General features: G+C 43.5%; 23 protein-coding genes and 1 tRNA gene. 9 read left to right on the top strand and 15 right to left on the bottom strand.

Annotated features, from left to right (window positions below):
* The first annotated feature begins 88 nt into the window (after positions 1-88).
* Positions 89-1,192, top strand: coding sequence for a redox-regulated ATPase YchF (gene ychF, locus IDJ75_RS13470; protein WP_191176161.1), 1,104 nt, complete (start codon positions 89-91; stop codon positions 1,190-1,192).
* Between the two features lie 140 nt (positions 1,193-1,332).
* Here the strand turns inward: ychF and IDJ75_RS13465 are convergent, their stop codons facing one another.
* From IDJ75_RS13465 to IDJ75_RS13455, 3 genes are all read right to left on the bottom strand, one after another.
* Positions 1,333-4,623, bottom strand: coding sequence for a TonB-dependent receptor (locus IDJ75_RS13465; protein WP_191176160.1), 3,291 nt, complete (start codon positions 4,621-4,623; stop codon positions 1,333-1,335).
* 219 nt (positions 4,624-4,842) lie between these two features.
* Positions 4,843-7,242: a M1 family metallopeptidase gene (locus tag IDJ75_RS13460; RefSeq protein ID WP_191176159.1), complete on the bottom strand. Its 2,400-nt coding sequence runs from the start codon at positions 7,240-7,242 to the stop codon at positions 4,843-4,845.
* 30 nt (positions 7,243-7,272) lie between these two features.
* Complete coding sequence (locus IDJ75_RS13455) at positions 7,273-7,851, bottom strand: HupE/UreJ family protein (RefSeq protein WP_191176158.1); 579 nt, start codon at positions 7,849-7,851, stop codon at positions 7,273-7,275.
* Between the two features lie 115 nt (positions 7,852-7,966).
* Between IDJ75_RS13455 and IDJ75_RS13450 the strand changes: the two genes are divergently transcribed.
* Entirely contained in the window at positions 7,967-8,440 is a 474-nt protein-coding gene (locus tag IDJ75_RS13450; protein WP_191176157.1) for a DUF6702 family protein, read from the top strand.
* A gap of 46 nt (positions 8,441-8,486) precedes the next feature.
* Positions 8,487-8,558, top strand: a tRNA-Arg gene (locus IDJ75_RS13445).
* A gap of 65 nt (positions 8,559-8,623) precedes the next feature.
* On the opposite strand, the gene IDJ75_RS13440 is transcribed toward IDJ75_RS13445, so the two are convergent.
* From IDJ75_RS13440 to IDJ75_RS13420, 5 genes are all read right to left on the bottom strand, one after another.
* The gene (locus IDJ75_RS13440; RefSeq protein ID WP_191176156.1) at positions 8,624-9,121 is read right to left on the bottom strand and encodes a hypothetical protein; all 498 of its coding nucleotides are present in this window, start codon (positions 9,119-9,121) and stop codon (positions 8,624-8,626) included.
* A 39-nt stretch (positions 9,122-9,160) separates the two neighbouring features.
* Positions 9,161-9,400: a GreA/GreB family elongation factor gene (locus IDJ75_RS13435; protein ID WP_191176155.1), complete on the bottom strand. Its 240-nt coding sequence runs from the start codon at positions 9,398-9,400 to the stop codon at positions 9,161-9,163.
* A complete protein-coding gene (locus IDJ75_RS13430) occupies positions 9,385-9,540 on the bottom strand; it encodes a hypothetical protein (RefSeq protein ID WP_191176154.1) in 156 nt (51 codons plus the stop codon). The genes IDJ75_RS13435 and IDJ75_RS13430 overlap by 16 nt, the downstream gene beginning before the upstream one ends.
* A gap of 17 nt (positions 9,541-9,557) precedes the next feature.
* A complete protein-coding gene (locus IDJ75_RS13425; RefSeq protein WP_191176153.1) occupies positions 9,558-10,766 on the bottom strand; it encodes a beta/alpha barrel domain-containing protein in 1,209 nt (402 codons plus the stop codon).
* A 71-nt stretch (positions 10,767-10,837) separates the two neighbouring features.
* On the bottom strand, positions 10,838-10,984 hold the full coding sequence (locus IDJ75_RS13420) for a hypothetical protein (RefSeq protein ID WP_191176152.1): 147 nt from the start codon (positions 10,982-10,984) through the stop codon (positions 10,838-10,840).
* 181 nt (positions 10,985-11,165) lie between these two features.
* Here IDJ75_RS13420 and IDJ75_RS13415 point away from each other — a divergent pair, with 181 nt between their 5' ends.
* Positions 11,166-13,187 (top strand): beta-L-arabinofuranosidase domain-containing protein, encoded by a 2,022-nt coding sequence (locus IDJ75_RS13415; protein ID WP_191176151.1) that lies wholly within the window; start codon positions 11,166-11,168, stop codon positions 13,185-13,187.
* Between the two features lie 45 nt (positions 13,188-13,232).
* Complete coding sequence (locus IDJ75_RS13410; RefSeq protein ID WP_191176150.1) at positions 13,233-13,574, top strand: hypothetical protein; 342 nt, start codon at positions 13,233-13,235, stop codon at positions 13,572-13,574.
* A 178-nt stretch (positions 13,575-13,752) separates the two neighbouring features.
* On the opposite strand, the gene IDJ75_RS13405 is transcribed toward IDJ75_RS13410, so the two are convergent.
* The 6 genes from IDJ75_RS13405 to IDJ75_RS13380 form a co-directional block, all read right to left on the bottom strand.
* Complete coding sequence (locus tag IDJ75_RS13405; protein ID WP_191176149.1) at positions 13,753-14,196, bottom strand: carboxymuconolactone decarboxylase family protein; 444 nt, start codon at positions 14,194-14,196, stop codon at positions 13,753-13,755.
* A 166-nt stretch (positions 14,197-14,362) separates the two neighbouring features.
* A complete protein-coding gene (locus IDJ75_RS13400) occupies positions 14,363-14,938 on the bottom strand; it encodes a Crp/Fnr family transcriptional regulator (RefSeq protein WP_191176148.1) in 576 nt (191 codons plus the stop codon).
* A gap of 76 nt (positions 14,939-15,014) precedes the next feature.
* The gene (locus tag IDJ75_RS13395) at positions 15,015-15,410 is read right to left on the bottom strand and encodes a hypothetical protein (protein ID WP_191176147.1); all 396 of its coding nucleotides are present in this window, start codon (positions 15,408-15,410) and stop codon (positions 15,015-15,017) included.
* A gap of 106 nt (positions 15,411-15,516) precedes the next feature.
* The gene (locus tag IDJ75_RS13390; protein WP_191176146.1) at positions 15,517-16,455 is read right to left on the bottom strand and encodes a sugar phosphate isomerase/epimerase family protein; all 939 of its coding nucleotides are present in this window, start codon (positions 16,453-16,455) and stop codon (positions 15,517-15,519) included.
* A gap of 143 nt (positions 16,456-16,598) precedes the next feature.
* On the bottom strand, positions 16,599-17,804 hold the full coding sequence (locus IDJ75_RS13385) for a GAF domain-containing sensor histidine kinase (RefSeq protein WP_191176145.1): 1,206 nt from the start codon (positions 17,802-17,804) through the stop codon (positions 16,599-16,601).
* Between the two features lie 152 nt (positions 17,805-17,956).
* Complete coding sequence (locus IDJ75_RS13380) at positions 17,957-18,337, bottom strand: plastocyanin/azurin family copper-binding protein (protein ID WP_191176144.1); 381 nt, start codon at positions 18,335-18,337, stop codon at positions 17,957-17,959.
* A 208-nt stretch (positions 18,338-18,545) separates the two neighbouring features.
* Here IDJ75_RS13380 and IDJ75_RS21390 point away from each other — a divergent pair, with 208 nt between their 5' ends.
* From IDJ75_RS21390 to IDJ75_RS13360, 4 genes are all read left to right on the top strand, one after another.
* Complete coding sequence (locus IDJ75_RS21390) at positions 18,546-19,205, top strand: phosphatase PAP2-related protein (RefSeq protein WP_191176143.1); 660 nt, start codon at positions 18,546-18,548, stop codon at positions 19,203-19,205.
* Positions 19,206-19,262: 57 nt separating this feature from the next.
* A complete protein-coding gene (gene treA / locus IDJ75_RS13370; RefSeq protein WP_191176142.1) occupies positions 19,263-20,834 on the top strand; it encodes an alpha,alpha-trehalase TreA in 1,572 nt (523 codons plus the stop codon).
* Between the two features lie 76 nt (positions 20,835-20,910).
* On the top strand, positions 20,911-22,020 hold the full coding sequence (locus IDJ75_RS13365; protein WP_191176141.1) for a twin-arginine translocation signal domain-containing protein: 1,110 nt from the start codon (positions 20,911-20,913) through the stop codon (positions 22,018-22,020).
* Between the two features lie 109 nt (positions 22,021-22,129).
* Complete coding sequence (locus tag IDJ75_RS13360) at positions 22,130-23,143, top strand: endonuclease/exonuclease/phosphatase family protein (protein ID WP_224746601.1); 1,014 nt, start codon at positions 22,130-22,132, stop codon at positions 23,141-23,143.
* A 3-nt stretch (positions 23,144-23,146) separates the two neighbouring features.
* Here the strand turns inward: IDJ75_RS13360 and IDJ75_RS13355 are convergent, their stop codons facing one another.
* The gene (locus IDJ75_RS13355) at positions 23,147-24,490 is read right to left on the bottom strand and encodes a M20/M25/M40 family metallo-hydrolase (RefSeq protein WP_191176139.1); all 1,344 of its coding nucleotides are present in this window, start codon (positions 24,488-24,490) and stop codon (positions 23,147-23,149) included.
* Positions 24,491-24,678: the final 188 nt, after the last annotated feature.

Raw genomic sequence — 24,678 nt, 5'->3', positions numbered from 1 at the left:
GCCTTAATTGAGTCAGGAAATCAAGAGTCAAGAGCCAAGACTCCTTTTTGCTTCCTGGCTCTTGATTCTTGATTCTAAAAAAATAAAAATGGGTTTACAATGTGGTATAGTGGGTTTACCAAATGTGGGTAAGTCAACACTTTTTAACTGTTTATCAAATGCCAAAGCACAGGCGGCAAATTTTCCGTTTTGTACTATTGAGCCAAACGTGGGCGTAATTACCGTACCCGATGAGCGCCTTACAAAACTTACAGAGATTGTTAACCCTAAGAACGTAGTTCCGAATGTTATAGAGATAGTAGATATTGCCGGCCTTGTAAAAGGGGCCAGCAAAGGCGAAGGCCTGGGTAACCAGTTCTTAGCAAACATACGTGCTACAAACGCTATTATACATATACTGCGTTGCTTTGATAACGATAACGTGATACATGTTGACGGATCAGTTAACCCTATCCGCGATAAAGAGATCATCGATACCGAACTACAGCTTAAAGACCTGGATTCGATAGAAAAAAAGATCCAGAAGGTAGAGAAAATGGCCAAAACCGGCGGCGACAAAGAGGCTAAAAAAACCTACGATGTGCTTACCGTTTACAAAAACCACCTACTTGAAGGTAAAAGCGCACGTACTGCCCCCGTTGCCGAAGAGGATAAGGAATATATTGAAGATATTTGGCTGCTTACCGCCAAACCGGTAATGTACGTTTGTAATGTTGACGAAGGTTCTGTTACCACAGGTAACGCTTATGTAGAGAGAGTAAAAGAAGTTGCCAAAGAAGAAGGCGCACAGGTATTGGTTATATCGGCACAAATTGAGGCCGAGATCGCCGAACTGGAATCATTTGAAGAACGCCAGGAATTTTTAGGCGACCTGGGGTTAACCGAGTCGGGTGTAAACAAACTTATTAAAGCCGCTTACAGCTTGCTTAACCTCGCCACCTACTTTACCGCGGGTGTACAGGAAGTGCGCGCCTGGACCATAACTAAGGGCTTTACAGCCCCGCAGGCTGCCGGCGTTATTCATACCGATTTTGAAAAAGGCTTTATCCGTGCCGAAGTTATTAAATACGAAGACTTTGTAAAATACAACGGATCTGAAGCAGCTATAAAAGAAGCCGGCAAAATGGGCATCGAGGGTAAAACCTATATTGTAGCTGATGGCGATATAATGCATTTCAGATTTAACGTGTAACCCTATCCCAATAAATAGGGAATGATAATATAAAATCCCCCGTTAGTAAACGGGGGATTTTTTGTTGCCGATATTTAACATAACAAAAACGCCCGCAAAGTGCGGGCGTTGATGATTAAATATACTCGTGAAAAAAGAACTCAGAACGCATAGCGCAGGCCGAATTGCATTTGCCAGCGCGACGCGAAAAGATCAACAGAGTACGGTAATCCCGGGTCGGCAAAGGTGTATTTTGGATACGTTGTTGCAACATTCGGGAAAGTAGGCGTACTTGCTTTAACCGGTGCTAAACCAATACTTGCGGTTGAGTTGAACGTGTTGGCCGAAAAGTAGTACTGGCCCCAGTTTTTATTCAACAGGTTGGTAAGGTTAACAATATCGTAAGTAAAAGTTATTACTTGTTTGTGTTTACCGCTGCCAAACTTAAAGTCTTGCGCAAAACGGAAATCAAGTTGGTTGTTCCATGGGGTAAAGGCAGCATTACGCTGTGTGAAATCGCCACGGCGGGATGAAAGATACTTGCTCTTATCTATAAAGGCATCAAAAGCTGCTGCCTGCTGTGCGGCTGTTTGGGCCGGGGTGGCACCTGATGCAGCAATGTCAGAGAAGAAGTTAACTGTTTCGCCTTTTTTAGGGATATAAGCTAAACTAACCTGTTGGCCTGTTCCGTCGATAGCGCTTGGGTAGAAGCCATAAGTATATGGATTACCTGATTGCGCGCTGAAGAAAAAGCTAAAGTTTGCGGTATAGTTTTGCGAAGCATCCCAATCGTGTTTAAAATTAAGAGTTGACACGATACGGTTACGGATATCAAAATTTGAGTTAGCCAAACCCGGGTTATTAGGATTTAAAGCCTGGTTTAACTGCCAGTTCGATTCCATTGAGTTACGTATACCATTGGTAACATCTTTTGAATGGCCGTAAGTATAAGCAACTGTAAAGTTTAATGAGCTTACCGGGCTAAACTGTGTATTCTTAGCTATCTGAGCAGTAGCACTGTAGCGGTATCCCTCGCTGGTATTTGATAACAGGTAAGCGTTAGTATATAACGGGTTTATTTTCCCTTTGTTAACATCTGCCCCATTATTAAATATAGGCTGTTGATGTTGGGTATCGTAAGGGTAGTAAGTTACCTGATCAAGCGTATTTATCTGCTGGAATTTCAAATCATGGATAACTTTGGTATAAATACCTTCTAAAGTAAATTTCCACTGGTCGGCATTTGTATAATCAACCGCTAAACTGCTTCTCCATACCTGCGGCATTTTAAAGTGATTGTCAATTAAGTCAACCTGGGTAGCACCGGCGGCGTTAGTAATATTTTGGCCTCTATCTTGTGCAGCACCGGCGCCACCATTTGCAGGTGCTTTTACAATACTTGGACCTGCTGCTGGTGGATTACCATCATAAGCACCATAAGTTTGGCCGTTGTTGTAGAATGCATAACCAAACCACGCAAACGGAACACGACCGGTAAACAAGCCGCTACCACCACGTAAAATAACGCTTTGATCGCCATTTACATCATAATTGAATGATACACGCGGATTAAACTCAACGTTGTTTAAATAGTTCTGTTTAATATCCTTTGGCTTGGTGTAGGTAAAGGTATTGCCGTAGTTAGGGTCAACCGGCGCATTTGTTGTTTTATCGCTTAGCGGTTGTTTATTTGGCACACCGGCATAATCTGCACGTAAGGCTACGGTTAATTTAAATTTATCCGATAGCTGGATCTCGTCCTGCCCGTATAAGCTCAGCAGGTTAACATTAAATTGTGCCGATGGATGGGCTAAGATATAATCGCGGGTGTTGTTGGTATAATTATAGTTAGCACGGATACGTGAAGGGTTATCGGCTAAGAAGTCGGCAACGCTTTTAAAGGCATCACGGCCGTTCCAGGCGTTAACAAAGTTGTAAGTAATATCGTAAAACTCGTTGTGTGTACCAAAAGTAAAGGTGTGTTTACCTTTTGTCCAGGTAAGGTTATCGGTAAACTCAGCCGTTTTCTGATGCATATCAAAAATAGCAGCCTCGCGGTCGGTACCTACAAATATGGTTGTGCCCGGGGTTTTACCTGTTATTTCTATTTGTGGCAAAGCCGGGTTTGAGTTCGGGTCGCGGTAATCATGTACGTTCGAGTAACCAAGCACCAAACTATTGTTCACCGAATTAGATAATCTTGATTTTAACTCGGCAACGGTTGATGTTGAGTTGTTATGCGATGTATAATCGATACCACCAAAACGGAAGTTCTGCTGATCGCGCTCAAGGTTGGTAGCTGTAGAGCTAATGGTATTGTTGCGGATAGTTAACTGGTTGTTATCGTTGATGTTCCAGTCTAAACGATTAAAAAATTTGTTCGAGTTTGAGAAGATAGTGGTATTATCATAAGTACCTGCATCAAAACCAGCATCAGAGAATTTTTTAGAAATGGCCTGGGCATCCTGCAATGATAAAATTTGCGTTGAACCTGCAGTACCTGCACCACGGATAACCGGGTCCTGGCGGCGGGCAATCTCTTCGTTTGTAAAAAAGAATAATTTGTTTTTGATGATTGGTAAGCCTAAGCGGATACCTGTTTGGTAATCATGGAAAGAGTTTGGCAGTTTTGAGCCATCGCCACCGGCAGCTAAAGCCGCATTGTTTGGCCCAACTAAGAACGCGCCACGGCCATATCCATATATAGCACCGCTAACATCGTTAGTACCGCTGCGGGTAACCGCGTTTATACTACCGCCCAGCACGTTACCAATTTTAATATCATATGGGGCAACCAACACTTGTATATCCTGTATCGCATCTAACGATATAGGGCTGGTACGTGTGCTGCTACCTACCTGGCCTGATGCATTGTTCTGCCCTCCTAATGATGGGCTAAAGCCTATCGCATCATTATTAATGGCACCATCAAGCGTTACGTTATTGTAACGGTAGTTGGTACCCTGAAATGAGTTGTTATTGCTTTGTGGGGTTGTACGGGTAAGATCCTGCAAGCTACGGTTAATAGTAGGCATATTGCGGATCTGGCTTTGACTTATACGGGTGCTGGCACCTGTTTTTGAAGCACCGCCGGTTGCTGTGATCTTTACCTCTTTAAGGCTTGTGGTTTCGTCTGACAGTACAAAGTTGAATGTTGTACCGCCCAGTGAAAGGTTAATATCGGTGTGTTCGTCCTTTTTATAACCTACAAAAGTAGCGCTTATAGTATAAGGGCCACCCGGGTTAACGTTGGGGATGGTGTAACGGCCATCGGCATTGGTTTGCGAACCATAACGTGTACCGGTACTGTTATTTAAAACAGAAACGGTTACTCCCGGCATAGTAACGCCTTTTTGATCGACAACCTTTCCGCTTACTACGGATGTTGTGATCTGCGCGTTGGCTGCTGCTGCGAAGAATAGTGTTAAGATGATCAGGTAAAACTTTTTCATTTTAAGGGATAAATTATTTCCCTCAAATGTCCCCTGGCAATGTTAAGGCGTCGTTAACCGCTTATTAGAATGGGATTAGAATTACATTAGACACCTAACATAATTAGCTGTAATTAAGATTTTTGGCAAAGTTCAATATTAAATAAATGTTAACAAAACGCTAAAAACAAAAAAAGGCCGCGCTTAATAAGCACGGCCTTGAATATAATTTGTTAAAATTTATTTTGATGAAGATACCTGCATTGGGTTGGTACCTACAGACTGCCCACGGGCCGGGCCGCCCGCTTTTTGTTTAAACAACTGGAACTTAGAAGGCTCGGGCATTTTACCCCAATAGTTATTGCTTTCGTCAATATCAGCAGTTTCACGCATTGGGTCAAGCTTTATAGAAGCGACCTCTTTATCGTGAATGTAGAATTTAGAAGCTGTTTTTTCATTCAATCTCCAGATCTGAACCGGGATGCGATCTGTCCACTTGGTGCCGTCTTTAAAAGTGAACTCCACTATAATTGGCATTACTAAACCACCTTTATTGCTAAAGTTTAGTTCATAAAAATATTTGCTGTTGTAGTTGGCTTTATCGGCATCGGTCAATGGGTCGGTAGCAAAAGCCTGTGGTGCAGGCTGTGCCTTTACAATAGCCGCAAATTTAACGGTATCAACAGTTACCATGCCCCTATCGTATTTCCAGTAAAAATCCTGCGTAGCAGTATCCCTGTCTGTCTGGAATTTGATGCTTTTATCAGTACGGTTACGCACTTTAGATACATCCTCAAAACTGTTTACAGCAGGTGGCGCAACCTTTGGCGTGCCGCCACGCTGGCGCATAGCCGGCATTTTGCCATCCAGGTCAGCCTTAGCATATTTAACCGAATCTAAAGAGATATCAACCGGGTCGGTACCATAGAACCAGCCTCTCCAAAACCAATCCAGATCCTCGCCGCTGGCATCTTCCATTGTACGGAACAGATCGGCAGGTGTTGGGTGTTTAAAAGCCCAGCGGTGCGCATATTCTTTAAACGCGTAATCAAATAACTTACGGCCCATAATGGTTTCGCGCAGGATATTTAGCGCGGTAGCCGGTTTTGAGTAAGCGTTTGGCCCGAAACGAACAATATTTTCAGAGTTGGTCATTACCGGCTCCAGTTCGTTCTTAGGCAGTTTCATATAATCAACAATGGTATATGCCGCGCCTTTTTTGCTTGGGAATTTGTTATCCCAAAGCTCTTCAGTAAGGTATTCAACAAATGAGTTCAAGCCTTCGTCCATCCATGTCCACTGGCGCTCGTCGCTATTCACGATCATCGGGAAGAAGTTGTGGCCAACCTCATGGATGATAACACCTATCATACCATTCTTGGTGCTTTCACTATAAGTGCCGTCTTTCTCGGTACGGCCGTAGTTAAAGCATATCATTGGGTATTCCATCCCGTTTGATGCCTCAACAGATTGCGCTACCGGGTATGGATAAGGGAAAGTAAAATCAGAATAGGTTTTAACCGTATGGGCTACCAACCGGGTTGAGTATTTGCTGTACAGGTTGTAAGCTTCTTTACCGTAAAAACTCATGCACATTACGTTTTTGCCACTAACCTTTTGGCCCATACCATCCCATACAAATTTACGTGATGATCCCCAGGCAAAATCGCGGACGTTATTGGCCACAAAAACCCATGTTTTTTTGCCTGATGCAGGTGCTTTCTCTGCTTTTTTTGCTTCTGCAAGGGTTACTATTTCAACAGGTGCTGTTGCAGTTTTAGCGCGGTTATAACGGGCTAAACGCTCCGGACTTAAAACTGCACTATAGTTTATACATTCGCCGGTACCGCCAACAACGTGGTCGGCAGGTACTGTCATTTGCACACGGAAGTTACCAAAGGTAAGTGCAAACTCACCGCGGCCTGTAAACTGGTGGTTTTGCCATCCCTGGAAATCGCTGTAAACGCAAAGGCGTGGGTACCACTGCGTCATGGTGAACAGATAGTTGCCATCCTCAGGGAAAAGCTCGTAACCGCCACGGCCGCCAACGGTCATACGGTCGGTTATTTTGTAGTTCCAGTCCAGGTTAAAAATAAACTGCGCACCTGGCTTTAATGGGGTAGGCAGGTCAATACGCATCATGGTTTTGTTGATGGTATATTTTAAGTTTTTACCTGTTGCATCGGTCAATTTGGTTATCATATCACCAAGGCCATTATCAACATCGCCATTGCGTGCTATATTTTTATCAACGTTTTGGGTAGTTGTAGCTCTCGGCATGCCCGAGCTGCTTTGGTAGCCTGAGTTTTTAAGGCTGTTATGCTGGTTCTCATCCAACTGTAACCAAATATAGGTAAGCGGGTCGGGAGAATTGTTGTAGTATGTAACCGTTTCGCTACCGGTTAGCTTCAGGTTTTTCTCATCAAGCTCGCACTTAATGTTGTAATCGGCACGTTGCTGCCAGTATTTTACTCCGGGCGCACCGCTGGCCGTTCTTTGCTCATTAGGTGTGTTCAGAATAGTACCTAACTGCTCAAACTTGTTACCGTGGTTACTGCCGGGATTGTTTTGTATATCCTGGGCAAAAGCCGCGCCAACTATACCTATCGAAAGAAGAAAGCTTGTAAAAATTCGCTTCATTTTTGTGTTGGTTTAAAAATCAAATTTAACTTAAAATGGCAATCTTTCAAACGCCATCTGTACGGATAACGCAAAAACACCTGCCGATATAAAAAACACCCAGTCGCGCCGGGTTACTTTCATAAAATTCATACAAAGCATGGCCAATACCAGTATTACGGCTACAACAACTATCTGCCCTGCCTCTAAACCTACGTTAAAACCAAACAGCCCTAAGCCTATAGTTTGGTCGCGCGCAAGCATAATACGTATGGTGTTGGCAAAACCCATCCCATGTATCAGCCCGAAGAACAGCGCCAGCCAATAATTTACATTTACGCTGCCATTTTTTTTGTTTACCCGCCACAGGTTATTTATGGCCGTTATAAAAATGGTACAGGGTATTAAAAACTCCACCCATTTACCGGGAAAACGGATCACATCAAGCACGCTTAACGCCAGTGTTAACGAGTGCCCAATGGTAAAGGCGGTAACCAGTATCAGTACCTGTTTTATGTTTTTAAATGTATAAACCGATGCCAGCGCCAGTATAAATAACTGGTGATCAAGCGCATCGGTACTGATAATGTGTTTCCATCCTAACCCGAAATAAAAACCAAAATCAGACATAATATTTCTTTGATGAAAGCGTAAATTTAACAGCTTTTAAATATAAACGAACCGCATCGGCGCCATGACTGCTTTTTTAGGTAAATCTCTATTATATTGTTACATTTTAACAGGTTTGTTTTTCATCAAAACACCTGCTGTAACCAAGTTCCACCCGTTGCATGTAAGTACTACCGATGTAAGCTTTAACGCTAAGGACAACCAGCTTGAAGTGATATGTACTATTTTTACCGATGATTTTGAACTGGCGCTCGAAAAGCAATTTCATTCTAAAGCGGATCTGGCCAAACCCGAGATGCATGCCGCCATGGATGCGTTGGTAAAAAATTATATTAACAGCCATTTGCAGTTAAAAACAACAGGTGCGGCTTTGTCCCTGTCATACATTGGGTTTGAGATAAGCCGCGAGGCGGTGAATGTTTACCTGGAATCGGGCAAGATAGCTACCCCAAAAAAGATAGACGCGCAGGTAACCTTATTGCAAAGCCTGTATGATGACCAATTGAACATTGTACACATGACTGTTAATGGCACCCGCAAAAGCACACGCCTTGATGCGCCCAATAAAACGGTGACGCAAACTTTCTAACAGCACCTACCCACCCACAAAAATATTCTATATTTGCGCAAATATTGTTCTCGTAGTTCAATGGATAGAATTATGGCCTCCGAAGCCGTCGATATGAGTTCGAATCTCATCGAGAACACAAAAAAAGCCTTTAACATAGCGTTAAAGGCTTTTTTATTGGCTGGTGTCCATTTGGGGTAAACACTATACTCTTTGCAAATTAACAAGTTTATCACCCCGCTCCTTAATATTGGTTGCGATGAGTAACTCCCACTCAGCAGAATATTGAAGCGCTTTTTTTAAGGTCATTTCGCTATCGGTAAACTGCCGGTAAAAAGGGATGCTGTTTATCAGCCTGCCATTTCTGTCATGCAGTTCTAAACTTATTGAGCGTACATCGCGGCCATTCATCTTTTTTAAGGTGTAGCATCTGCCAACATCATCAAGCCTTATATATTCAGGCCTTTCTTCATCAAGCATAAACAACAACCCGGCGTTCTCCCTATCCCAGCCTATTAAATTATTATTGATGGTTACATAACGGGTTAGTTTTAAACCATAACCCCGGGCAACCTCATTAAGCTTGCTTAACATTTCGGCTTCACGTTTTTTCTTTAACCGCCGGCTAAATATTATAAACGGTAATACAATTAATATAAATAGTGTACCTGCTATGAGGCAGTTTTCGATGATCTGTTTCATAAGTTAAGGATTTAATATTCACAATTCACAGCTCCTTTTTCAGGCATGCTGTACCACTTCTAATATTTCAAAGGTCATGATCCCGCCGGGCATCTGCCAATCAACAAGCGCGCCTTTACGATAACCTAACAAGGCGATAGACAATGGCGCCAGTGCCGACATTTTTTGCTGCCGGATATCCGCTTCATGAGGCTCCACAATACTAAAGGCATAGAGTTTCCCGCTATTCACCTCTCTGAATTTTATTGCTGCGCTAAGGCATACTACATCACCCGGCAATTTTTTTTTGGTATAATGCTGGCAGTTTTAAGTTCTGCAATAAGTTTATTTAAGTTATAATCGCAAAGGTTGGCATGGGCACAGTGCTTCTTTAGCAGGCCATGCTCCTTTGGGGGCATCATTAATGGTTGTATTTTCATATCAGTATAGGGTTAAACTAATTCAATTCGGGTTTAATCTGCACCTGCTTATTTATAATAGTTTGCCGGGCAGCGCAGGCATTTATCAAACTAAAAGTTGCAGCCAGGGTATTACGATGAAAAGCTGTAATAGCGGCCACTTTACTATTGATTGTGGGCCTAACAAGCCCCCTGGCTGTACTAAGGGAAGCCTGAAAAGGCCGAACGCTATAGCAGGCATGCGCCCCATGCCCAATGGCTTGTAATATGTCGCGCTCCTTTACCAGATCGCCGGAGGCAATGATCTTTGTTGGTAATTTATATTTAGCTATAGCAAGCCGTACATTATCAATTGCTGTAAATAAAGCTGTAACAGGCACATAGTTGGCGGCGCTATCCACCGTCACAAAATCCAGGTATATAACACTGGTGGCCATAACACGGCACAGCCTTGTAAATAGCTCATGATCGGCCACGGCCAAACAAACACCAGTAGGCTTACCGCCCGACAATACCTTGAGCCGCTCCATAAAACTGACAAAACATTTTAATGAGATCTCTGAAACATCAGGTAAAAAGTGGGCAGCGCTTATCCTAACCTCAATCATTTTGATGTAGGGCCGGTTAGCGGCCGTCCTAAATACAGCTTCGTTAAATGAACCATCTGCATTTCGATAAAAGGCTTCCAAACGGTCCATTCGCCAAACCAGGTCACTCCCTCCCCTTAATAATTCGGGTACAATGCCAAGTGCTCCGGTGTTAAGGGCACAATCACTCATTTTGGCACTTCTTGAAAAAGCCAGTACCGATCCCTTATCAAATGCCGCTGTAGTTAATGATGCTATATTTAACAGGTTCATGCGGTAGGGCATACGGCAATTACCGGCACCAATTTCTGTATAAAGCATATTACCGGCCATTTGTAAGGTAGTATCACAACATTGCACATACCGGTAACCCGCATCAAAATTGCCGCCATTACCTGTTGAAATACTTAAGGGCGAGTTTGTTTGCGACCGCCCGATAACCAGTTCCATATCCCCTGCAGACAGAAGACATTCTTGTAAAACCTGTTGCTTACGCGATAACCGCCCATGCAGCCACAATTGTACCAAGGCCAGTAAAATGCCCAGGATGGTACACCATAGATAATTGAAAAAAAGGCCTGTGATAACAAGGCCCGCATTTATTAAAAAAAGCAGAGATAAACCAATACCTGTAGAGGTACGGAACACAGAAAAATTCATGAAGTAAGTTTTAATAAGATAACAAAAACAGTTGTTTTGTGATCGGCCCCAAAACCAACAATGGCTGGGGCTTAGTTAATAAAGTCCTTACTTGTTTTTAGGAAAGCGTAGGTAAGTTTTAAGCCGGATGTAATAGCAACGGGCACACCATCCCCAATCTGCAAATTAGTTGCAGGAACAGGTTTTAATGTACGTGATGCCTGACATATGGGCTCCATGAATGCGTGGATTAAACAAAATAAACGATAATTATAAGGTTTTATTATAAAGCAAAAGAAAGAATTATGACTTGCCTTATAGCACCCACCCCATGTTAAGCAATTTAAACCGGTTTTTTGTTTATAGCGATTTAGTATAATTGTAAAGTCGAATTCAGTGACCTTACACTACACTATCATCATGAAAATTAAACTGATCCTTCAATTGGCGTTGGCCGCCTGTTCGCTAAACGCGCTTGGCCAAACCAATAACAATTCTATAGCGGTTTACGCGCAAGCGAAAGCACCATTACGCCAAAGCCCCTATATTGAGCTGCCGCTTGGCGCTATCAGGCCCCAAGGCTGGCTGCGCGAGATGCTGATACGCCAGAAAACGGGCGCTACCGGCAATTTGGACAAGTTATACCCACTTGTTATGGGCAAACGCAACGGCTGGCTTGGCGGCGACGGCGACCTTTGGGAACGCGGCCCCTACTGGATAGATGGACTACTGCCCCTTGCTTACATCCTGCAGGATAAAGCACTCATAGCAAAAGTAAAACCCTGGATAGAATGGAGTATAAAAAGCCAGCGACCTGATGGTTACTTTGGCCCCGCAAATGACCTTGGCCCTGAACCGGGCATACAACGCGATAACGCGCAGGACTGGTGGCCCAAAATTGTAATGCTGAAAGTATTGCAGCAATACTACTCGGCCACCGGTGATAAAAGAGTTATCAACTTAATGACCAACTACTTTAAGTACCAACTAAAAGAACTACCCGTACACCCGCTTGACCATTGGACATTTTGGGCACGCTACCGTGGTGGCGATAACCTGGCTATGGTACTATGGCTGTACAACCAAACCGGCGATAAATTTTTGCTTGACCTTGCCGACCTTGTACACAAACAAACCTTCGATTTTACAAACGCTTTCCTGAATACCGATCTGCTATCAACAGATAACAGTATCCACGGTGTAAACCTTGCAGAGGGCATGAAAGAGCCTGCCATTTATTACCAGTACCACCCCGAAGCAAAGTATACCGATGCCATGAAAAAGGGCTTCAAAGACCTGCGCAGGTTTAATGAATCGGTACCGGGTATGTTTGGCGGGGATGAATCGCTTCATGGCAACAACCCCACCCAGGGATCTGAACTTTGCAGCGCGGTTGAAATGATGTATACGCTGGAGAATACGCTGGCTATTACCGGTGATCTAAGTTACGCAGACCATTTGGAGAAAATCGCCTTTAACGTAATGCCTACGCAGATAGACGAGAATTTTATCAACAGGCAGTATTTTCAGCAAGCCAACCAGGTAATGCTTACCCGCGCTGTCCGCAATTTTGATATCAACCACGATGGTACCGACGTTTGCTTTGGCTTGCTAACAGGTTATGCGTGCTGCACATCAAACATGCACCAGGGCTGGCCAAAATTTGCGCAGAACCTTTGGTATGCTACGCCTGATAAGGGACTGGCAGCTTTGGTTTACTCGGCAAATGAGGTAAAGGCTTTCGTGGGTAATAACACCGAAGTATCCTTTAAAGAAGAAACCAACTACCCTTTTGATGAAACCATCAAATTCACTTTTAGCAGTAAAAAAAGCGTATCGTTCCCGTTGAGCTTGCGCATACCTGAATGGTGCAGCAAAGCATCCATCAAAATAAATGGTGCCAATTACCGGCAGCCCACCGACAACCAGATAGTAAAAATAACCCGCGAATGGAAACAGGGCGACGTAGTAGAGTTAACCCTGCCAATGCATGTATTTAAAAACACCGGTTATGAAAACTCCATCTCGGTACAACGCGGCCCGATAGTTTATGCCTTAAAAATTGGCGAAGAAGAAAATGTTGTTAAAACAGGTAAGGACTCGATAGATTATGGCAACAGCTTTACCGAGATCCGCCCAACCACTCCATGGAACTATGGTTTGATAAGAGTTGACGATAACAAACTGGCCGACAGCTATAAAGTGGATAACATAAAATCCGTTGTCGCCAACCCCTGGACACCTGCCAACGCCCCTATCCAAATCAAAACAAAGGGCAGGCGCATCCCATCATGGGGCTTATATAATGAGTCGGCCGGGCCATTACCATTTAGCACCATCTGGAATTTTGAGACAGCAAAAGAGGAAGAAGAGCTGACGCTAATACCTTACGGATGCAGCCGTTTACGTATAACACAATTCCCCGTGATTGATAAAAGGTAGAATAATTAGGGTAACCGATTAATAACCCTACCTTTACCCACACACATGGAAGAAAGAAAATATTTAACAACCTGGAGAAAATACATCCCGGTTATACGCCTGCATTTGAAAAGAAGCCTGAATGAGGACCAAACTTTTAAACTGAACATCACCGATTTCGAATCGGCCGGCGACAGGGGAAAATCAGGATATACCTTTAGCCTGGCTATGGAGAACGGCAAGGTTACGAATAACATAAGCGGTTCGGCCGTGGCCCGCGACCTGTTCGAAGCTTTAAAAAACGATGATGTCATTAAGGATTTTATTCAGGATAAAAACATCAAAATAAGCGTTGGCAAAACCTTTATGCTCAGCATAAAAACAACAATGGTATCTTCTTATAAATAAGAATAACGATATTAATAAGAAAGCCGCTTACATTACGTAAGCGGCTTTCTTATTTCCATGGTGTTCACGTTCACTGCCGAAGCCAACGCTAACCCCTTTATAATCCTAACAATCAGTAATTTGTCAATTTACATTCTCAAATATTCCGTGAACACTCCAAATGCTGTTCCCTGATAAATTACTTCTGCAGCGCCGGCTGGAAGTGTGAGCTGATCGCTATCCTGTTCCAGGCGTTTATAGTAATAATAGCTATGATAACCTGGCCTACATATTTGGCACCCAAAAGTTCAACCGCTTTATTATAGATATCGTCAGCTACACCGCCTTTACTTATCAGGGTTACCTGTTCTGTTAAGGCAAGTATAGCATGTTCTTTTTCGTCAAAGAAAGGGGTATCCCTCCAGGCGCTTAGTGTGTAAATACGTTGTTCGGTCTCGCCTAATTTGCGGGCATCCCTGCTGTGCATATCTAAGCAATAAGCGCAACCATTTATTTGTGAAGCGCGCAGTTTTATCAGCTCTTTATGCAGTGGTTCTATCTCGCTGCTGATAACGAAATTTTCTAAAGCCATTATTGCTTTGTATGCATCAGGCTGGGTGGTTAAAATGTTTGTCCTTTTCATGATCTGTATTTGTTTTTGTTAAAACAAAGTTGCACACAAACACACCCTCAAAAAATGAACTGAGGTTAAGAAAGTGAGGACAGATAAAAGAATCGAGAGCCAAGAATTAAGAAAGTATTTCGCGCCTCTTTTGTCTTTATTCTTGACTCTAAAAGTCTTGACTCTCTTACTTCCCCTTCTTCGCCCTTATCCGGCTTAAAAACTGTGGGGTGAAGCCCAGGTATGAGGCCAGCATGTATTGGGGCACACGCTGTACAAAATCGGGGAACATAGCGGTAAAGTAATGGAAACGCTGTTCATCAGTTTGGTTAAAAAGAAAACCTATACGGCGTTGCGATGCTATAAAAGCCCTTTGCATGATTAACCTGAAGTAGGTATCCAGCCTGGGTATTTGCTCCAGCAGGGGGCCTTTATCCCTGTTATGAAGCAGCAATATTTCAGATGCTTCGAGGGTTTGGATATAGGTACCGGCGGGCACATGGTTCACAATGCTATCGTGGTCGGCAATCCACCAGTTCTCTAAGGCAAACTGTACTATCTGTTCGTTCAGTTTGGCGTTTACATAATATTGCCTCAGCAAACCGCTCAATACAAAATACTCGCCTTTACAATGCTGGCCGGGTTCCAGTATAATTTCCTTCTTTTTGAATTTAAGCAGCTCCATACTGTTGCACAACAATTGTTCTTCGGCTGCGGTAAGCTGTACCTGGCGTTTTATATGTGCGAGTAATTGTGGATACATTATACCGGCTAAATTAAAAAAAATGGAAGTGTAGGATCCAAAAAACAAGCTTAAATAAATAAAGGCCTATTTATTATTACGGCAATTTAAATTCAAAGCGGTATTTTACATTCTTACCGGTTTGTATCTGTTCTGACATAATTTCGCCATCAACTTTTACAAAAGTAGTAAGCTTGCTGGCGGGTGTGGTTTTAGGCAGTTTTACATCAACCGTAAATTTTACATTTTGGCCGGATGGCAGGGTAACAATTTTATCCAGTTTGCCTTTGTACGCTTCTTCTATATATTTTACATTGTTTTCGCCTCGGTATGTGATAGTGGCTGTAGTACCAGCCGGTACATCGGCCATATATTCAACTTGGTAAGTATCTTTACGGGCTATTTTTAATTCGCCCCGGTTCATATCATAAATAGTGTAATTGCAGCTGCTGCTAACAATGGCAAGGATAAAAAGGTAAAAGTATTTTTTCATGTATATGTTTGTACTAAGTAATTGATGCGCCTAAGATGCAAAAACGGATCGGCGCATCCAATAAGCAGACGCACCGATCCGTTAAAAGGTGTCAGAAAAATATTATTTATTTTAGGGCATCTGCCGCATAGGCGCGGCATTTTTTAACCTCAGCTACCGCATCAGAACCCTCGGGTATCTTGTACTCCAGTTCAATAGTAGCCGGGAATTTGTACTTGTTCTTTTTCATCAGCTGCAATACTTCTTTTATCGGTGTATCACCCTCGCCCCATGGCGCGTTTGGCCCGTCATGAAACTTGCGATCTTTAATGTGCATGCTGGTAATACGGTCGTGGTATTTTTCAATAAAAGGCACAGGGCTGCTGCTTGTGCCCGATGCATAGTGTCCAATATCAAGGTTTACACCATTGTATTTTGATTGGCTTAAAGCAGTATCCCAAAGTGTTGGTGTTGCCTGTGTATGGGCGTGGTAGCCAACCATCATTTTATGTTTGGTAGCCAAGTCGCCAAGGCGTTTGGTTTGCGCCTCGTCGGGCAGTTCTACAGTTACATGGTTGCAGCCAAGGGCTTTACCTGCATTAAAGGCATAGTCAATTTCGGCATCGGTATTTTTAGCACCAAGGGCATTGGGTTTCCAGGCATAAATGCTTACACCTGCATCATTGTACATTTTACGCAACTCTTTAAATTTATCCATAGCTACACCCGCCCGCCATTCGGCCATTTTGGGTGCAAAATCGGCCCAGCTTTGGTCGGCAGCCCGTTTAGGTGCACCAGCATACGTTTCTGCAGCATCTCCCATCAGTTCAATAGCGTTTATATTACAATCAATGCAGTATTTCAGCAAGTCTTCGGCAGTGCCAGGCATACTGCGGAACGAATAGGTGATAACCCCTACCTGCACGCCGTTAATTACAGAATTTGGTTTGCCCGCAGCCCTTAAAAACGATGCCGCGAACGATGCTTTTGAAAGCAGCAGCATACCTGTTGCTGCAATTGCCCCGGTGCCAATAAACTGGCGCCTGCTGATATTTTGCTTTTTCATAATACCGGTTTGATGTTTTGGTTGATAGTAAAGTTATCAATTTATATACACCGGCAAATGATGTATTAAAAGTTTTACTTATTAGAGTTTTATAGTTGGCAGCTGTCATGGCCGGATAACAACAAGTTCCTCAACACAAACTGCTACCCCTGCTCCTGCGGCAATACTACCTCAAAATTGGCCCCGTTGCCCGCGTGCGAATAAATGCGCATAGTGCCCTTCAAGGTATCTACCAGATGTTTTACCAGGGCCAGGCCAAATCCATAACCCTGCTCGCCGCCTGTACCATCGGTTGATTGTGCTTTGCCGCTCAAAATAGTATCAATAGCCTGCTGGTTTAGGCCTACGCCGGTATCGGTTACGTTTATTTGCAGCAGGTTTTGTGTTTCGGCAATCTTAAGGCTCAGGTCAACAGTTACCTTACCATTAACCGGGGTAAATTTTATAGCGTTCGAAATAAGGTTGCCGGTTATCTGCAACAGCTTATTTTTAGAGAAAGGGATGGTTGATGAGTTTACCGAAGTATCTACCGTAAACCGGATCTTTTTGTTCATGGCCTGCGGTGTGTATAGCTTCTCTAACTTGTCTTTAAACACCAGCAGGTTAAACTCGTCGGCTTTCAGATCGCGTTTTGGAACGTCGGCTGTTAAAATTTCATCGGCCAGCTCCAGTAACGACCGGCCACTGCGTTGTATCAGGTTAATAAATTCCAGCACCTCTTCTATTTCGTTCTCGTGCCCCTGCTCGCTTATTACCTGTGCCAAACCAATTATCCCACCTAATGGCCCGCGAATATCATGCGCCACCTTTTTTTTAGTTTCATTGGCCTCGTGCAATTTGGTTTTAAGGCCGGTAATTAAACGGTGGGCATTCAGGCGGTTTACAATTTCGTCAGCAATGATCTTCAACAGCTCCATCTTCTCAGGCGAAAGGCTTTTAATATCCTTATCCAGCATACATAATGCGCCAAGCTTATGACCATCGCCGGTTGTTAGCGGGATGCCAAAGTAATAGCGCACTTTTGGTCCATCTACTACATAAAACTTGTCTTTAAAACGGTTATCGGCGGTAAGGTCTGTCACTTCAAATTGCCCATCCGGGCTGGCTATGGTATATTGGCAAACAGATTCTTCGCGCGGCATTTGGTCAATATCTAATCTATGGTTGGTGATTGTCCATTGCGTGAATGAATCTATAAGGTTAATAAGCGATATTTCTGTCCCGGCTACTTTAGCTGCCAGCTTAGCCAGGTCCTTAAAATTTTCCTGGAAACTTGAGTAATCGAGGTCGTAGTCTGACAGGCTCAGGATCCTGTCCATTTCATTATCCGGGATAGGTGGGTTCTGCATGTATTAAAAAATTGGGTCAACAAATATTTACGTATTCCCGGCAATATCGGTTATTAAAAATTAGTCCAAAAATTAAAACCATTCCCAATAGTTCTAAAAAAAAGGAGGCTCCTTTATCAGAAGCCCCCTGCTTTATGAAGATCAGTTAAAATTTACTCTGTAACTACTACAGTAGCATTTGCCATCATGGAGTGAACAAGGCAGTGGTAAGTGTAAGTGCCCGGGGTAGTAAATTTAAAAGAAAACTTTCCACCCTGCGCTAAAGTACCGCTGTTAAAAGCGCTGTTAAGGTCGGTAGCTGTGTGTGGCGCGCTGTCAGCATTTGTCCATTGCACTGTACCGCCTGATTTTACAGTTACCGATGCAGGAGAAAAGGCAAAGTCTGTTATGCTAACGGTAGCATCTGGTTTTGGCGCAGTTGGATCTGGTTTTGTTGGTGTAGGTGTACTGTTGCTATCTGATTTTGAACAGGCCGCAACTGCAACTACAACAACCGCTATCATTAACGATATCCCTAAAATGTACTTTTTCATGTTAAAATGGTTTAAATGTTTATTAGGGTTACGGCGGCATTTACACGATGGTTGCTTTGCTTCAAATATTTTTTTAATAGTTAGCATTATCAGCAAAACGGCTCGTGGGTATTGCAAAGGGGCGTTCTAACAAAATTGTAATATTCAATTAACTGTTATTTAATATCAGGGTTTTCGTAAATTTGCACTCCATAATTAATTTATAATAGTGACGGAATTAGGTACCCCTTCTATCAAACAAGCCTGGATTGCTGCGCTTCAATCGCCAAAAAAACGTGATAAATTATTAATCGGCTCGTTCATTGTTGCCATCATACTATCATCGTTACCCATATTTTTTAGCTACATACAAAAACGCCGGGGCATTGTGCTCAATGATTGGGTATTAGCCCATTTGTCTGCTTACGATGTTTCTATAGTTATTTTCACCATAATCTGGGGTATGGCTACGCTGATATTTATACGGGCCCTTTACAACCCTGTTATATACATCAACTACGTGTGGACGCTTATTTTTATCAATATAACGCGGATGCTCACCATCACGTTTATCGCGCTTGACCCACCCCGCGGGTTGATACACCTTACCGACCCGCTTACGGGTATATTTTACGGGCACAATGTTATCACCCGCGATTTATTCTTCTCGGGCCATACATCAACCCTGGTATTGATATTTTTATGCCTTGAAAAGCGTAACGATAAAATACTTGGCTTTATATCTATTATAGCGGTTATGATACTTTTACTGGTACAGCATATCCATTACACCATTGATGTTGTGGCCGCCCCAATTATAGTGTACATGATATTTTTAATGGTACGCAAACTTTTAAAGCTCGACACCTTAAAAAACAACGAAAATTAACCTCCTGTTACTTATATTTAAGGTCTGCATTTTTCAATAATTACAGCCCTTAAATACATGAAAAAGAATCTACTTGTGGCAGCTTTAATGCTTTTTACCCTTGTTGTAAACGCGCAGCAAAAAACACCCCGGCAGTTGTTCCCCGGCCTTTTTGAGTCGGTGCAATCATCAGATATATTCCCTGATAATAAAACCTTTGTAGACTGTACGCCCAAATATGCACCGGCACTTATCATGAAGGCATATAACGAGCAATTAGGTAAAGCAGGTTTCGATCTGAAAGAGTTTGTGTTAACTAATTTTACCTTACCTGAAGGCACGCCCGCATTCCATACCGATATTGAGGACGGTATTCGTAAACATATAGATACCTTGTGGCAAGTGCTTAAACGCAAGCCCGACGCAGCTTCCAGGCTATCATCACTGGAGGCTTTGCCAAACCCATATATTGTGCCCGGTGGCCGCTTTCGCGAAGTGTATTACTGGGATAGCTATTTTACTATGCTGGGCCTGCAGGAAAGCAAGCAAACCAAAGTTATTGGCAATATGATAGATAACTTTGCTTACCTGATAGATACCTACGGTTTTATCCCCAATGGCAACCGAGCGTATTACCTCACCCGGTCGCAGCCGCCATTTTTCTCGCTGATGGTGAACCTGCTTGCCAAAAGCCAGGGTAATGCCATCCTGAGCAAATACCAGCCGCAACTGATAAAAGAATACAATTACTGGATGCTGGGCGCCGCCGGTTTAGCAAATAACAAAGCAACCCATCGCGTTGTACGCATGGCAGATGGCAGCCTGCTTAACCGTTATTGGGATGAAAGCGATGAGCCGCGCGAGGAAAGCTACATTAAAGATGTTGATGCCGCCATAACAACTACGCAGGCATTACCGGTTTTTTACCACAACATCCGCGCGGCAGCAGCATCGGGCTGGGATTTTAGCAGCCGCTGGTTTGATGACCCTAACAAGTTAGGCACCATCAAAACTACCGACCTTGTACCTGTAGACCTGAACTGCCTGCTATATAACCTGGAGCTAACCATAGCCCATACCTACCAAATTAAAGGCAACCAAAAGCTTTATGCACTCTATACAGGTAAAGCCGCTACCCGTAAAAAAGCCATCCTTAAATACTTTTGGGATGAAAAAACAAGCTGGTTTAACGATTATAACTGGACCACCAAACAAATTGCAGACGTGCCAACTTTAGCTGCTGTTTTCCCGCTGGAATTTAAGATAGCCACACCCACACAGGCACAAAAAATAGCCGATGGCCTTAAGCAAAACTTTTTAAAACCCGGTGGCCTGGTAACCACCTTAAACTTTAGCGGCCAGCAATGGGATGCCCCAAATGGCTGGGCTCCCCTGCAATACATGGCTATTGATGGACTGGAAAACTACGGCCACAACGAACTGGCAAAAGATATAGCTACCCGCTGGCTGCAGCTCAACATCCGCGTGTTTAAGAAGACCGGCAAACTGCTGGAAAAATATAATGTGGTTGATACCAGCCTCACCGCAGGCGGCGGCGAATACCCGTTACAGGATGGCTTCGGCTGGACGAACGGGGTGTTGCTGAAACTAATGAACAGGTATCATTATGATGATAAACAGGGAGAATAGTTGTGCTTTATTGCCATAGGTTGCTATATTTGAATTTACGCAAATGCCGTAATTATTCAAACCAACATACCGCCTAATGGAAAACTCGAGAAGGAATTTTATAAAAAATACAGCCATAGCATCTATAGCTGCGGCTGCTGTACCGGCAAAAAGCTTTGCTATACTCCATAAGGATAAACAACCCGACGAACAAACCATAGGCCATAACGGGTTTACCTATAAGGTTGATAAAAACTGGGCGAAAATAAGCGTAACCAACACCCCGCTGGCCAATTGCCACGAGATGGTACAGGACAGCAAAGGCCGCCTTATTATGCTGGGCGACCATACGCATAACAACATCCTCATATTCGATATATCGGGCAAGCTGCTTGATTATTGGGGCACTGCATTACCCGGTGGGCACGGCCTCAGCATCAGCAAAGAGGGCGGCGAAGATTTTTTATTGCTGACCGACTGCGGCTGGGCTTTAGACCGTACCGGCAACACCTACGGCCAATCGGGCCAGGTTTTAAAAACCACGGTAGATGGTAAACTAATATTTGCTATTGGCCACCCGCGCACTATCGGCATCTATAAAGATACCGAACCATTTAAACCTACAGAAACAGCCGTAGCGCCCAACGGCGATATTTACGTTGCGGATGGTTATGGGTCTGACTATATCATCCAGTACAATAGCAAAGGGCAATACATTCGTCATTTTGGCGGGCATAACAATACCAATCCCGATCATAACCTGCGTAATGCCCATGGCATCACTGTAGATACTCGCGATAAAAGTAACCCGGTGCTGATCTGCACCTCGCGCGAGGAAAACTGCTTCAAGATCTTCACTATGGACGGTAAATTTATTAAACGGATTGATATGCCCGGTATGTACGTTTGCAGGGCGGTTATAAACGAAAATAATATATATGCGGGAGTTTGCTGGTCGAAAAATGCCCAGGGCAAACAGTTTGACGGTTCGGGTTTTGTGACTATTTTGGATAAGGATAATAAAGTGATCTCCAACCCCGGCGGTGAAGCCCCGGTTTATAAAAACGGCATCTTACAACAAACCCTGCAGGCCAAAAATGCGACCTTTATGCACGGCCATGACGTTTGTATTGATGAGGATAAAAGCATTTATGTATGCCAGTGGAACGCTAATCATACAGCGCCTGTGAAATTGACAAGAGTGTAAAATATTCACCGGCTTACGCTACAGCCCGAGCTTACAAGTGAATGCCATTACAACATAACCGTTTAATATAACTATGAATATCGTCATCGGCATATATACATGCCTTTTATTGACTTTTACATTTCTGCCGCTCATACGTAACGACTATTGGGTTTTCAGAGTATTTGATTACCCCAGGCTGCAAAAGCTTTTTTTAAATATATCGGCGGTTGTTTTGCTGCTTACCTGCTATAGCGGGCCGGCTATTTATAAGCAACTACAGCTGCTTGCATTGTGCATCAACATCACCTACTTACTATGGCTTATTATTCCCTTTACCCCTTTTGGTAAAAAACAGGTGCTAAGAGCCGGGCCGGTAAACCAACTTAAAAGTTTAAGTATTATGATAGCCAATGTACTGCAGACCAATCACAATACAAAAGGTTGTTTAAATGAAATAGCAAAAACCGACCCGGATGTTGTTATACTATTGGAAGCTAATAAACGCTGGGACACTGAAACCCGTAGCCTAAAAGAGAAATATCCCTATGCTGAAAGGGTGCCGCTCGAAAACATGTACGGTTTACTGCTGTACTCAAAGCTGGAAATGAGTGAAACAAGTACACAATATCTTGTTGAAAACGATATCCCCTCTATACACACAAAAATAAAGTTAAGGAACGGGCAACTGGTTCAATTTTATGCGGTCCATCCAACGCCGCCGGTCCCTGGCGAAAACGTTAGAGCAACCGAACGTGATAAGGAATTGCTTTTAGTAGCAGACCTTGCCAAGCAAAGCCCGCTACCTGTTATAGTAGCCGGAGACCTTAATGATGTAGCCTGGAGCCATACTACCGATCTTTTTTTGAAGATGAGCGGGTTGCTTGATCCGCGCAGAGGGCGCGGTTTCTTCAACTCCTTTAATGCTCACCATTTTTTCTTACGTTTCCCGTTAGATCATGCTTTTATCTCCAGGCATTTTAAAGTAACCACATTGAAACGCCTCAATAATTACGATTCGGACCACTTCCCAATTTTTTTGCAAGTACAATTAGACGATGATGCCTGCCTGGAGCAACAACCATTGCAAGCCGACCAGGAAGATATTGAAGAAGCTGTAGAAAAAAAGAAAAAAACAACCTAAACCCTACCTCATTGGTTTAGGGAATACCGGCAAACTTTCGTGCCCATCTGCATCTACGGCCTGCACGGCAAACAGGTAATTATCTTTTGAGTAGCCAATATTGGCTGTAGTTGCTGTTACATAGAATTTCTTCTCCCAGTATGGGCTAATGGTTTCGCGCATCAGTACGTAATAGCCTGCGGGTGCTTTGCCTTTTGGGGCGCCCCATTTTAGTTGGGTTTTATTGGTTAAGCCGCTGGTTATTATGCCCACATTTTGCGGCTCGGATGGCGCCAGTGCAAGGTTTGCTAATACCGAAAGATTCATTCGGGCTACTTTTTGAGTGTAATCATAATCGGCAAAGTCGGGAAGGTCACCGTAATCCACGCCGTTTTCCTTGCGGATATCCTGGTGCTGGCGATTAAAATCCTCATTCATTTCGGTAATGCGAATAGCGGTATAACCTTGCTGAGAAAACGGCGTATGGTCGCCCCCGCGCAGGTAACGGTCGCGGCGATAGATCAGTTTCACATCCAGTTGCTCTACATATCGCTCGGCAATTTCTTTGGTGTAACGCGCCAGCTCGCGCGCGGGGCTATCATTCTCGCCACCTACCGAATTACGGGTTGATGCCTGCTTTTCTGTTTCAACAGCAGGTACACCTTCGCTAAAAACACGCACGCTGCGGTTATCCTTCAGCCCGGTTTCCATACCGTAGGTATTACCTACAATATCATTATTCAGCATGGCATCTATCTGCCAGCCTTCGGCTTTGGCGCGTTTGGCAACATTAGTTGAGCCGTAAAGCCCCTGCTCTTCGCCTACCACGGCCATAAATATAATGGTTGCCGGGAACGATCGTTTAGCCATCACCCTTGCCAGTTCCATAGATACCGCCGTGCCTGAGGCATCATCAACCGCCCCGGGTGCAAAGTCTTTTACGTTCATCACATCCGTTACCCTCGAATCGTAATGGCCGGATATAATATATATGCGTTTGTCGGCCGTGTCTGTCCCTTTTAAAATGGCCAGCACGTTTTTCATAGGGGTTGGCTTATCTATGCGGTTGCCCTGCGGCTGTATAAACGCGTCAAATTCAACCTTCATACGGCCGTTTGATGCAGCGGCGTATCGCTCATACTCTGCTTTTATCCAGTTACGCGCGGAGCCTATCCCTTCGGTTTTGCTAACGGTATCACTAAGGGTATGCCTTGTTTTAAAGCTTACCAGTTTCCGTACAATGGCTTCAATGTTTTTGGAGGATACCTCATCAACCATTTGTTTGATACCTGCATCCTGTTTTATAGTGGTTTGTGCTGATGCAGAAATGGTAATTAGAGAAAAGATAAACAGGCTAATACGTTTCATAAAGCAATTTAGGAAAAATGGCTTTTGTGAAAGATGTGTGAGTTGATATTGTTACAAATAGCTATCTAAGCGTCATTGCTGTAAAGGTCAAGTAATTCGATAACAGAATTAGCTTTAACAAATAAAGCTAAAGTTATGCGAAACATTAACAATGACCTGACCTTAAAGCGCAACTATCTGAACAAGTA

Source organism: Mucilaginibacter rigui (assembly GCF_014773275.1).
Classification (GTDB): Bacteria; Bacteroidota; Bacteroidia; order Sphingobacteriales; family Sphingobacteriaceae; genus Mucilaginibacter; species Mucilaginibacter rigui_A.
This window is presented reverse-complemented; position numbering and strand designations above follow the sequence as displayed.

Coding starts and splice junctions, on each gene's coding strand:
- ychF (WP_191176161.1), top strand. CDS start 89: ATGGGTTTACAATGTGGTATAGTGGGTTTACCAAATGTGGGTAAGTCA.
- IDJ75_RS13465 (WP_191176160.1), bottom strand. CDS start 4,623: ATGAAAAAGTTTTACCTGATCATCTTAACACTATTCTTCGCAGCAGCA.
- IDJ75_RS13460 (WP_191176159.1), bottom strand. CDS start 7,242: ATGAAGCGAATTTTTACAAGCTTTCTTCTTTCGATAGGTATAGTTGGC.
- IDJ75_RS13455 (WP_191176158.1), bottom strand. CDS start 7,851: ATGTCTGATTTTGGTTTTTATTTCGGGTTAGGATGGAAACACATTATC.
- IDJ75_RS13440 (WP_191176156.1), bottom strand. CDS start 9,121: ATGAAACAGATCATCGAAAACTGCCTCATAGCAGGTACACTATTTATA.
- IDJ75_RS13430 (WP_191176154.1), bottom strand. CDS start 9,540: ATGAAAATACAACCATTAATGATGCCCCCAAAGGAGCATGGCCTGCTA.
- IDJ75_RS13425 (WP_191176153.1), bottom strand. CDS start 10,766: ATGAATTTTTCTGTGTTCCGTACCTCTACAGGTATTGGTTTATCTCTG.
- IDJ75_RS13420 (WP_191176152.1), bottom strand. CDS start 10,984: ATGGAGCCCATATGTCAGGCATCACGTACATTAAAACCTGTTCCTGCA.
- IDJ75_RS13415 (WP_191176151.1), top strand. CDS start 11,166: ATGAAAATTAAACTGATCCTTCAATTGGCGTTGGCCGCCTGTTCGCTA.
- IDJ75_RS13410 (WP_191176150.1), top strand. CDS start 13,233: ATGGAAGAAAGAAAATATTTAACAACCTGGAGAAAATACATCCCGGTT.
- IDJ75_RS13405 (WP_191176149.1), bottom strand. CDS start 14,196: ATGAAAAGGACAAACATTTTAACCACCCAGCCTGATGCATACAAAGCA.
- IDJ75_RS13400 (WP_191176148.1), bottom strand. CDS start 14,938: ATGTATCCACAATTACTCGCACATATAAAACGCCAGGTACAGCTTACC.
- IDJ75_RS13395 (WP_191176147.1), bottom strand. CDS start 15,410: ATGAAAAAATACTTTTACCTTTTTATCCTTGCCATTGTTAGCAGCAGC.
- IDJ75_RS13390 (WP_191176146.1), bottom strand. CDS start 16,455: ATGAAAAAGCAAAATATCAGCAGGCGCCAGTTTATTGGCACCGGGGCA.
- IDJ75_RS13385 (WP_191176145.1), bottom strand. CDS start 17,804: ATGCAGAACCCACCTATCCCGGATAATGAAATGGACAGGATCCTGAGC.
- IDJ75_RS13380 (WP_191176144.1), bottom strand. CDS start 18,337: ATGAAAAAGTACATTTTAGGGATATCGTTAATGATAGCGGTTGTTGTA.
- treA (WP_191176142.1), top strand. CDS start 19,263: ATGAAAAAGAATCTACTTGTGGCAGCTTTAATGCTTTTTACCCTTGTT.
- IDJ75_RS13365 (WP_191176141.1), top strand. CDS start 20,911: ATGGAAAACTCGAGAAGGAATTTTATAAAAAATACAGCCATAGCATCT.
- IDJ75_RS13355 (WP_191176139.1), bottom strand. CDS start 24,490: ATGAAACGTATTAGCCTGTTTATCTTTTCTCTAATTACCATTTCTGCA.